The sequence below is a fragment of the Rhodococcus sp. NPDC057014 genome (assembly GCF_042673295.1).
Lineage (GTDB): Bacteria > Actinomycetota > Actinomycetes > Mycobacteriales > Mycobacteriaceae > Rhodococcus_F.
This window is the reverse complement of sequence record NZ_JBHUSF010000079.1, coordinates 21,847-31,710: the sequence shown is the minus strand read 5'-3', so window position 1 is coordinate 31,710 and position 9,864 is coordinate 21,847. Positions and strand designations below refer to the sequence as shown.

Here is a 9,864-nt window from a genome sequence, read left to right as displayed (position 1 = left end):
TTTTTTTATATTTGATTGTTCTTCCTCACACCCTCGGGGTTCTAATAATGTTGACTTTTACTAACCCCTTTACGGGTGGGGGCTGGAAGGGCATTCCTTCCAGCCACCACACCGTGCCCCACCGGTAAACACAGAGGCCTCGACCAACGCCCCGCGCGCGGCTCCCGACTGCGGAGCCCGCGCAACGACACCATCCGAGAAAGAAACATCATGAACAAGCACACACCCTCCTGGCACGACGACGAGGTGAAGGCCCTGTCCGAGCTTGCGGCGGGGTTCTTCGAACGCGAGGTGGTGGCGCACCACGAGAAGTGGGACGCTCAGCATCGCATCGACCGTGAGGTGTGGCTGGCGGCGGGCAAGCTCGGGTTGCTCTGCTGTTCGATCCCGGAGGAGTACGGCGGTGGTGGGGGCACGTTCGCCCACGACCTGGCCGTGTTCGAGGCCCAGGGGTATGCCGGTGACCTCGCGCTCGGCATCTCGGTGCACTCGGGCATAGTCCCGCACTACCTCGTCGAGTACGGCACCGAGGAGCAGAAGAAGGCGTGGCTGCCGGGGATGGCGAGCGGGGAGATCCTGGGGGCCATCGGCATGACCGAGCCCGGCGCCGGGTCGGATCTCAAGGCGATCAAGACCACCGCGATCCGGGACGGTGACGAGTACGTCGTCAACGGGGCGAAGACGTTCATCACCAACGGCGCGTCCGCCGACGTGATCGTGCTGGCGGTCAAGACCGACCTGAAGGCCGGCGCCAAGGGGGTGTCGCTGCTGATCGTCGACCTGCGGGACTGTCCCGGATTCGTCGTGGGCCGGGTGCTGGACAAGGTCGGCCAGCACGGCGCGGACACATCGGAGTTATCGTTCACCGATGTGCGGGTGCCGGTGTCAAACCTGCTCGGGGCGGAGGGACAGGGGTTCGGGCAGCTGATGGCGCAGTTGGTGCAGGAGCGGTTGATCATCGGGGCGCAGGCGTCCGGGGCGATGAATCGTGCGGTCGAGGACACGGTGGCGTACACGAAGTCGCGGCAGGCGTTCGGGCACAGTCTGTTCGAGTTCCAGAACACGGCGTTCGAACTCGCCGAGTGCCAGACCATCGCCCGCACGTGTGCGGTGTTCCTGGACCATTGCATCGAGGCGCATCTGCGCGGTGAACTGGATCCGTCCGAGGCGGCGATGGTCAAGTACTGGCTGACCGAGCAGCAGTGTGCGGTGATCGACCGGTGCGTGCAGTTGCACGGCGGGTACGGGTACATGCGCGAGTATCTGATCGCCCGGATGTACGAGGACGCCCGCGTGCAGAAGATCTACGCGGGCGCCAACGAGGTGATGAAGGGAATTATCGCGAAGTCGCTGTAGCCGTCATCGGCTCACCCGGCGGTTCCTGCGGTGGCAGGTCGACCCCCACAACACCCGGGCGCCGGGCCGCACCTGCATGACGTCGCTGCGCAACCTGAGTGCCGGTGCCCGCTGGTACGACACCGACGGCGCCGTCGAATCCGCCGGCTGCGGGGCAGTGATGCGTTTGGTCCCAGCAGCATTCGCACCCGAACCGTATTGGTTGGGCCTGACCGCTCTGCAGGCCGTGATCACCCACAAGCACCCGGGGGCCGTGGTGCCGGCGTTGCTGCTCGCCGACGCCATCCGTCACGCGCCGGAGCGCCGCGGCCGGTTCCTCGAGCACGCCCTGACAGGGTTTCGGAGATCTACAAGGGCACGAGCAGTTGGATCGAGGACCACTATCTGCGGGATGTCCTCGCCCCGATCACCGGGGACGTGTCGTCATACCTGGTAGACGGACTGGACGACGGGACCGCGGACATCCTCACGGCCGCCGCGGGCCGCCTCGAACAGCTACGCCCTCTGCCGCCGAACGAATTCGGCGACCCCTGTGCCGGAATCGGTGAGGGTTGGGAGTCAGCCAGCGCGGTCGCCCTGGCGCTGCTGGTCGCCGACCTCGCCACCACCGACGATCACGGTCCGGCCGCACTAACCAGACCGGAGGCGCTCGCCTGGGCATCCACCAGCAACGGCGACTCGGACTCCATCGCCTGCATCGCCGGCGGACTCATCGGCTCCGCCCACCCCGAAAATGGCTACTGGGCCGCAGCGGGCCTGACCCCCACCTTCGAGCCCCGCTACGCCGAGGAGATCACGGCCGCAGCGAGCCAGCTCCCGGCCGGCGACACGACCGACTGACGACACCAGCGGCATCAAGAGCCGTTCCTGCCGCGGAGCGTTCTGTAGCGCCTTTCCCTATTACCCCTATGTCCCATATGGGTAATAGGGGAGCTGCCCGATGCGCTCTGACCAGCGGAACCTGGACACCCTGCCGTGGTCGTCACCGGGAGTCTCTAACGCCCGGCCCGCGATGTATGGGAACATGTGTTCGATAGATGTCGCGCTTGCGGGAGGACTGCTGTGGAGGCCGAAGGGGCGGTGGAGGCCGAAGGGGCGGTGGACCCGAGGGTCGACCGCATCGAACAGCTGCGCCGGAGGATGGACGCGATTCCCGCGCGTTCGGCCGGGCCGCCTCGGGTCGGTCGCGGCGACCCGCTTCCGGTGGGGGAGCAGCCCGCTTCGGCGGGCCTTCGGACCCTTCCGGTGGCGGGTCCGTTGGCGGATCTGCTCGTACACCGGGGGCTGGTGCGCGGCACCGTCGCGCAGATCACCGGTCCGGCGTCGCTGCGCGCGAGCCTTCTTGCCTCGGTGACCGGTTCCGGCCACTGGGCCGCCGTGGTCGGCGACCCGACCCTCGGCCTGCCCGCGGCCGTCGAGATGGGCGCCGACCTGAGCCGGTGCGCGTTCTCTCGGGTTTTCAGTTCTGTGGCGTGATGTCGTGCAAGGATGCACGAAGGGCGTTCTAGCACCGCTTCTTTGGGGGTGTGGTTGCTGTCGTTCTCTGTGGTACCAGGAGGGGGGATGCTGTGAAGGCTTTTCTGGTGCGGATGCCGTCGGGCGGGCGGTATTGGACGGTGGTCGACGACGGTTACGACGTGATGGCGGTGGCGGACCGCTATTTACGGGAGTTGCGGTTCGGCCGGGATCGAGCGGAGTCGACGACGAAGGCGTACGCGCAGAGCCTCGCATTGTTTCTCCGGTGGTGTGATCGCACCGGACGTCAATGGCCTGCTGCGGCGAGAGATATGGGCCTGTTCATCGTGTGGTTGAAGTACACGCGCGCGGACGGCTCGCCTGTGGTGGCGGGGCCGGGTGTCGAACCGGTTCGGGGCGCGTCTCGGATCAATCAAATTCTGGTCGCGGTTCGTGGGTTCCTCTCGTTCGCGGTGGTGGCGAAGGAAGCGCCGGGGGTGGTGCTCGAGCAGCTCTACGAGCTCGCCGACACCCGTGATCTGCCGTTGGCAGCGCAGGGAGAGGACGGAATGCTGCGATACCGCTTGCGCGCCCGCCACAGTCTGCGTGAACCCCGAACAGATGTGGACCGGGCGAGTGACGACGAGGTCATCGCACTGTTTCGGGAGTGCCAGTCGGCGCGAGATCGGCTGATCGTGTTGCTACTCGCCCGGGCAGGGTTGCGGCGCGGTGAGCTCGTCGGCGTGCGCCGCAGCGATCTTCATCTGCTGCCGGACAATGCGGTGCATCGATGTCTGGTTGGTGGGGCCCATGTGCACGTGGTTCGACGCGAGAATTCGAATGGCGGCGTGGCAAAATCTCGGAACTCGCGGGCGGTCCCGCTTGATTTCCTGGTGGTACGTGCCCTCGATCTGTACTTGCTCGAACGCGCGACGAAACCCGCTGCCGCAGAGTGCGATTTCCTGTTGGTCAACCTGTTTCGGGAGCCGCTGGGTGCTCCGATGGCGGTGGGCGCGATCAACGAGTTGTTCGAGGCGTTGTGTGCTCGGGCGCAGCTGGGCCGGCCGATTTCGCCGCATCAGTGCAGGCATGGGTTCGCCAGCAATCTGGCTGATTCCGGCGCGTTGCTCGACGAGATACAGGGGTTGCTCGGGCATGCGTCCCCGATGTCGGCGCAGCCGTATCTGCATCCGTCGCATGAACGGCTGCGGGCCGCGGTCGAGCGGGTTCCGTCTCCGCGCGCGGTGATCGAGGGTTTGTCGTGACAACCGCGCAGGCGTTGTCCGTCTTCGACGACAGCGACGACGATGCGGTTGTCGCGTCGTTGTGGGAACAGATCCGACCGGACTTCCTGGAAGTGCTGGGATGGTCTGAGCGAAGGGTCGCGTACTTTCCACGTGAGCATCCGCAGTTGGGATGCAAGCAATGCGTGGTGACCGGTTGTGGGGTCAAGGCCGACAATCCGCAAAGTTTGTGCCCTTTCTGCCGGAAGCAGTGGATTGCCGATGGCCGCCGGCCGGTCGAGGAATTCGCGAAGACACCTCGTCAATGGACACAGTCCGGTGCAGGCAGGTGCGCAGTGCCGGACTGTGAGCGACCGTGGGTCTCGCGCCACGCAGTGTTGTGCCGTTCGCACCACTGGTCGCGCACGAAGACGGCGAACGTGTCCCTGGAGGAGTTTCTGGCGCGGTCCGGGGTGGTCGCATTACCTTCGTTCGGACCGTGTCAGGTAGCGGCATGCACCCGCGACCGCAGCACAAGTGGGGCGTACTGCGTCAACCACAATCTGCACTGGAACCGCCTGATCGCTGATGCCGCGATCCGAGGGCAGGATGTGGACGAACCACGATTTCGACGTACATCTGCTGCGATTCCCACGGTCAACGAATGCAGTCTGCGGGGCCTGCCGGATCGTGTTGTCGCCGAGATACTCTTCGGCGTACAACACCGAACAGAGTGGGGCGCGAAGACCCTGCCCGAACACGTCCGCCCGCTGATCGCGAAACTGCTCGCTGAAGAGTGCCGATCGATCGAAGAGGTGGATCCGACGCAACTGGCGGACACCGCGAAGATCGTCTGTCGGTACATCATCACGTCAGTGCGGCGATTGCGATTGACACCGGAAACGGAACGAACCAAAGACGACTGGGACACCTCGGTGTTCGGTTACACAGGGACGCTGCGATTCGGGAAGATCTCACAACCGTGGATGAAGGAAGCGGCCAAGATCTGGGCGTACAACGATCTACCTCAGCGGCGCTCACTCGACGCGAAAGCCTCCGCGCAGAACGACCTCCGCTCCCTGGTGAGATTGTCGGAAAGCTTACGGTTGCAACGACCGAGTGACCACGGCAACGAACCACAGCTGCTCTCACGTAGCGATATGTGTGGATTTCTGAACCGGTTGACGTTTCTGCGCGCGGACGGAACGATCAGCGCGAGAACCCGGCGTGTCACGGTGCAGGATCTTCGCCGGTTGACCGGGAAGATGCGGGCACTGGGCTTGACCCGCCCGGGTCAGCCGATGCATGGACTTCCGGACGACTTCATCCTGTATCCGGAGGACATACCCCAGGAAGGCGATGTCGAGAAGGAATGCAGGGATCTTCCGATCGAGGTGATGCGGCATATCTGCGAACATCTCGACGAGTTGGAGCAGGCAACCACGAGAGATATTCGGGTAGCGGTGGAGTTGATCATCGATACCGGACGGCGCCCGGACGAGATCTGCCGGCTCGACCTCGACTGCCTGGACCGGGATGAGCAGGGCAAACCTGTCCTCGTCTACACCAACTTCAAAGCCGATCACCGGGGTGCGCGTCTGCCGATCGCCGAAGCCACTGCGGCCACGATCATCACCCAACGCGAGCGGGTCCGTGCCCGATTCCCCGATGAGCCGATCGAGACGCTCAAACTCATCTCCGCCCCCACACGAAATCCACACGGACGGCGAGCGTTGAACGACAAATACCTCAGCAATCGCCATCACGAGTGGATCCTCACTCTCCCCGACATCAACATCCCGATGACCGTGGAATCCGACGGCAAACGGGTGACAAAAATGTTGCCGTTCAACCGGTCCCAGATATTTCTCTACGCCTACAGACACACCTACGCCCAGCGCCACGCCGACGCAGGCGTCGGCGTGGATGTCTTGTGCCAGTTGATGGGTCATCGCTACATCGGCACCACACAGGTGTACTACCGCGTCGGCGAAGACAGACGCAGGGAAGCCGTCGATCGACTCACGAGTATGCACTTCGACCGACACGGAACCAGGATCTGGCGTGAAGCGACCGCGCTACTCGATTCCGAACACCTCCGCCGCGCGGTCGGCGAGGTCGCCGTCCCCTACGGAAGCTGCAGCGAACCGAGCAATGTTGCCGCCGGCGGGCACGACTGCCCGATCCGATTCCGATGCGTCGGCTGCTCACACTTCTCGACCGATGTGTCATATCTGCCCGACCTCGAAGGCTATCTCGCCGCCCTACTGCGTAGCCGCGAGCGACTTCGCGGTGCGTTCGTCGCCGACGACTGGGCCACGGCAGAAGCGATGCCCTCGGAAGCGGAAATCTCCCGCATCCGACGCCTGATCTCACAGATCAAAGCCGAGGTCGATGACTTGCCCACCACGGATCGCGCTCAGATCGAGGAATCGATCGGAATCGTGCGCCGAGCCCGCACCACCGTCGTCGGACTCGGGATACCGCAGGTCAGACAACCGCTCCCCGATGTCCGGCCGGACAGGAACATCTGAGCAATGACGAACCCGATGATCAACGGACGCCGCGCCGACACCTCCCGTCGCCGACAACGAGTACTGACCACACTCGAGGCCGCCGTGGCGGACGGAACGCAGATCAGTGTCGCCGGAATCGCCCGAGCAGCAGGAGTGGACCGCACCTTCCTGTACCGCCACAAGGACCTGCTGTCGCGGATCTACACGGCTCAAGCTGTGCCGACAACCATTGCCGGGAATGAGACAGCGGTAACACGGGAATCGTTGCAAGCGGACCTCGCCAACGCACAACAACGCATCACCCGCTGCGCCGCCCACAACGCAGTTCTGGAACGAAAACTCTCCGAATTACTCGGGCAACAAGTCTGGCGCGAGTCCGGGCTCGGCGCACCCGCAGACGTCGAGCAACTCCAACGGCGCATCACCTCGCTCGAGCAGCAGGTCGTCGACCTCACCGGCCGCCTCGAAGAACGCGGCCAGGAACTCGACGCAGCCCGAGCCGCCAACCGCGAACTCTTCACCAACATGAATACACAACATTGATCCTTGATGGTCGTTCGGACCAGAGGGACCGAACCTGCGAGGGCGGCGAGATCGTCGGCATTGCGGTCGAAGTAGGCGACGTCGCAGGCGGTCACATCGCCGCCGCGATCGCACACTTCGCTGGTGAACCCGGCGGCACCTGCCGGGCAGTCCAGGATCCTGCGGGTCAGGTCGGCACTTTCGTGCTGGCCGGGCAGCTGCCACCCTCTGTTGCTTAGAAGCGTATTCCGGTCGGCGAGGTCGATGCCGTAAGCGGATCGCTGACCGGTCACCAAGCAGCCCGGATTCGCTAACAGGCTCCCGTGATTGGGCAGGCCCAACTTCGCGCGATCTTCCAAATACCGTCCTCGGCGACGAACGTCACCGGGCCCAAGTCACCAGGAGGATTTCCGCCGACCGCGACCTGCCCACTGGCGGATACTTCACCCTCACCGGTACTGGTAACCGAGGTGAACTCGACCGTCAGTTTCTCCTGGACGAAGCGTTGGGCGAGCGCCGGATCGTTCTCGCTCACCCCCTGGAATAGCTTCACACGATCGGCCAACCGAACGTCGTAGTCGAGGGCGGTCTCGATGAGGGCAGTCAACTCCGCCGGTGACGGGTCCGCGGTAGCCGGAACCTCGGGGGCAGCTGTCGCAAAGGATGTTGCCTGCACCATCGTTGATGCGTGTGAATCGACGCCACCGTCATCAGAACCGCAAGCGGACAGCAGTCCGGCCGCGCCCGCGACCAGCACAGACACGAGCCGAAACGTCATCGGAATCCTTTGCTCGCGAGGGTAGTCGCTGGGCGGTTTGGTACTGCCGTCAGAAGGGGTTGTAGACGTATAACGTCGGGGAGATTGCCGCGATCTGGACCAGGTCGTGCTGACGCTGAGCTGCGTCGAGCTGGTAGCAGTCGCGCATGCCGTGCCACGCTGCACAGTAGATATTGTCGGTGCCGAACGGGCTGACTGCCACCAACTTGGATCCGGTCCAGGCTTCAGGTTGCAGAGGATTCACGAAATACTGACTGTACGACTCGAACGGGGGCGCGGGCACGTAGTCCTGTGCCGAGGCTGTCGGCGCCAACGCTACGCCCGCTCCGAACACCAACGCACATACTGTGAGCAACCGCTTCATCTATGAACGCCCCTTAGCGTCGAGAATGAGAAAACCGAACTGAACGGTATGTCTCTTCTAGAACTCATTGCGTTACACGCGGTCCGGCGTGGTCGAATCCCACTGCCTCACGGATCGCCGGTCAGATCCCGACACGGCTACCTGCACCCTGGGGAGATCGGTCATCGGTGGATCAACCAGAGATTCGGGTCCGGGCCAAATATGATGGCGGAACTTATTTCTGGGGGTTGGGGGACGGATGGATCCGCAGGAAGCAAACGCAGGCACCACCGGCCGGCGAGGCGTGCGTGCGTGCGTTGTGGCCGTATGTGCGTGAGCACCGCCGGTTGCTCGGGGCGGCGGCGGTGATGGCGAGACAGTATTTGGTGTCAGAAGTTCGATCCGAAGCCGCGTTGATAGCTGTTTCCACCGGTAGGTGGATTGAATGTCCCTTCGAACCTTCCGTTCGGCCACTTCTGGGGTCTAGCCTGACCTGACAGGGTCGGACGATCGGGAGCCCCCTTTGGGGACGTTAGTGATTCTAGTGGCTGGATGCGGGGACTCCCATTGCCGTGGGAGTGGCGGCGCCCGATCTGGGCCGTGATCCCGCACGACCTCGGCGGACACTGCCACTGATTGGAGGTGAGTCAAATGGGAGCAACGGCTTGGGCTTTTTGGGGACCGTACGCGCCGCTCGTCTACATTCTTTCGTTACTCGGCGTGCCGGTCGACTGACTCCAGAGCGACAGCGGGCCAGCAGTCGACTTGATCCGCGACACCCTGAACCTGATCCACGACCTGCACCAGCGCGGCGTCGGACTCCGCAATCTCGCCGACCCGATCCGGATCGACTCGACGAACCCGGACGATCCGATGGCACAGTTGGCGGTGGGGCTGCTGGCCCTGTTCGGGGAGATGGACCGCACCTACGCGGTCGAGCGGGCCGCCCACGCCCGGGTCGGTGGCCACCGAGAAGGGTCGCAGGGTCGGCCGTCCCAGCGTGGTCACCGAGGCCCAACTCGCCCATGCCACCCAACTGCGCGATGACGGCGCCACCATCGCCGAGATCACCGACAAGACCGGGCTGACCCGCTCCACCCTCTACCGCCACCTATCCCAGCGGCCGTCCGAGTCCGTCACCGCGGCCGACACCGAGAGTGGTTCCGCATCAACAGTTGCTGCGGAACAACCGCGCGCCCACTCCGGCCCATTGGTCTGTCCGACCTGCGGACACCGGCCCACCACCCGCGGCGACGTCATTCCCCACCGCGACGACCTCGCCACCGTCTGGCTGCATCTCGATGACCGCCACCGGGTCCGCGAGCAACATCACTGCGCTCGCTGCCAGCCCCACGGCCACGTCCTGGTGATCAGCTGCAGCCGATGTGGCGACGGTCCACTGGTTACCGGCGCCGCCGTGGCGGGAGACGAACTGCCACGACCGATCACGACCTGGCTCGAGGGCCACGGATGGACTGCAACTCCAGAGCTCGTCTGCGGCAACCACAACAGGTGATGCCCCCGGTGCTCACCCTCGAACCCCCAGCCTGCCGCGGGCGTATCCGCCCGATTTTCGGCGAGTACTACCGCAACCCCAACCATGTGTGTCATTGGGGCTCGCACGGTGCCGGGTACATCAATACCGATATGACTCTCACCCGTGTTACCGGG

General features: G+C 64.3%; 7 protein-coding genes and 2 pseudogenes. 7 read left to right on the top strand and 2 right to left on the bottom strand.

Annotated elements, in window-relative coordinates; translation table 11 throughout:
- The first annotated feature begins 210 nt into the window (after positions 1-210).
- The 6 genes and pseudogenes from ACFTZB_RS17780 (at position 211) to ACFTZB_RS17755 (ending at position 7,093) form a co-directional block, all read left to right on the top strand.
- Positions 211-1,356 carry an acyl-CoA dehydrogenase family protein gene (locus ACFTZB_RS17780; RefSeq protein WP_378433282.1) on the top strand — a complete coding sequence of 382 codons (1,146 nt, stop codon included), beginning with the start codon at positions 211-213 and terminating at the stop codon, positions 1,354-1,356.
- 10 nt (positions 1,357-1,366) lie between these two features.
- Positions 1,367-2,196, top strand: a pseudogene (locus ACFTZB_RS17775) (ADP-ribosylglycohydrolase family protein); the annotation flags it as partial.
- Positions 2,197-2,418: 222 nt separating this feature from the next.
- The gene (locus tag ACFTZB_RS17770) at positions 2,419-2,832 is read left to right on the top strand and encodes a hypothetical protein (RefSeq protein WP_378433281.1); all 414 of its coding nucleotides are present in this window, start codon (positions 2,419-2,421) and stop codon (positions 2,830-2,832) included.
- Positions 2,833-2,924: 92 nt separating this feature from the next.
- The gene (locus tag ACFTZB_RS17765; protein WP_378433280.1) at positions 2,925-4,076 is read left to right on the top strand and encodes a tyrosine-type recombinase/integrase; all 1,152 of its coding nucleotides are present in this window, start codon (positions 2,925-2,927) and stop codon (positions 4,074-4,076) included.
- A 1,139-nt stretch (positions 4,077-5,215) separates the two neighbouring features.
- Positions 5,216-6,568, top strand: a complete 1,353-nt coding sequence (locus ACFTZB_RS17760; RefSeq protein WP_378433279.1) for a hypothetical protein — start codon at positions 5,216-5,218, stop codon at positions 6,566-6,568.
- Between the two features lie 3 nt (positions 6,569-6,571).
- On the top strand, positions 6,572-7,093 hold the full coding sequence (locus ACFTZB_RS17755) for a DUF6262 family protein (protein WP_378433278.1): 522 nt from the start codon (positions 6,572-6,574) through the stop codon (positions 7,091-7,093).
- A 289-nt stretch (positions 7,094-7,382) separates the two neighbouring features.
- Here ACFTZB_RS17755 and ACFTZB_RS17750 read toward each other — a convergent pair whose 3' ends face one another.
- On the bottom strand, positions 7,383-7,850 hold the full coding sequence (locus tag ACFTZB_RS17750) for a hypothetical protein (protein ID WP_378433277.1): 468 nt from the start codon (positions 7,848-7,850) through the stop codon (positions 7,383-7,385).
- Between the two features lie 49 nt (positions 7,851-7,899).
- A complete protein-coding gene (locus ACFTZB_RS17745; RefSeq protein ID WP_378433276.1) occupies positions 7,900-8,214 on the bottom strand; it encodes a hypothetical protein in 315 nt (104 codons plus the stop codon).
- A 747-nt stretch (positions 8,215-8,961) separates the two neighbouring features.
- On the opposite strand from ACFTZB_RS17745, the pseudogene ACFTZB_RS17740 reads away from it, so the two are divergent.
- Positions 8,962-9,709: pseudogene (locus ACFTZB_RS17740) on the top strand (helix-turn-helix domain-containing protein); the annotation flags it as partial.
- Between the last annotated feature and the right edge of the window lie 155 nt (positions 9,710-9,864).

What these genes read in the sequence shown, in the direction of transcription:
- ACFTZB_RS17780 (WP_378433282.1), top strand. Translation starts at nt 211, where the DNA reads ATGAACAAGCACACACCCTCCTGGCACGACGACGAGGTGAAGGCCCTG.
- ACFTZB_RS17755 (WP_378433278.1), top strand. Translation starts at nt 6,572, where the DNA reads ATGACGAACCCGATGATCAACGGACGCCGCGCCGACACCTCCCGTCGC.
- ACFTZB_RS17750 (WP_378433277.1), bottom strand. Translation starts at nt 7,850, where the DNA reads ATGACGTTTCGGCTCGTGTCTGTGCTGGTCGCGGGCGCGGCCGGACTG.
- ACFTZB_RS17745 (WP_378433276.1), bottom strand. Translation starts at nt 8,214, where the DNA reads ATGAAGCGGTTGCTCACAGTATGTGCGTTGGTGTTCGGAGCGGGCGTA.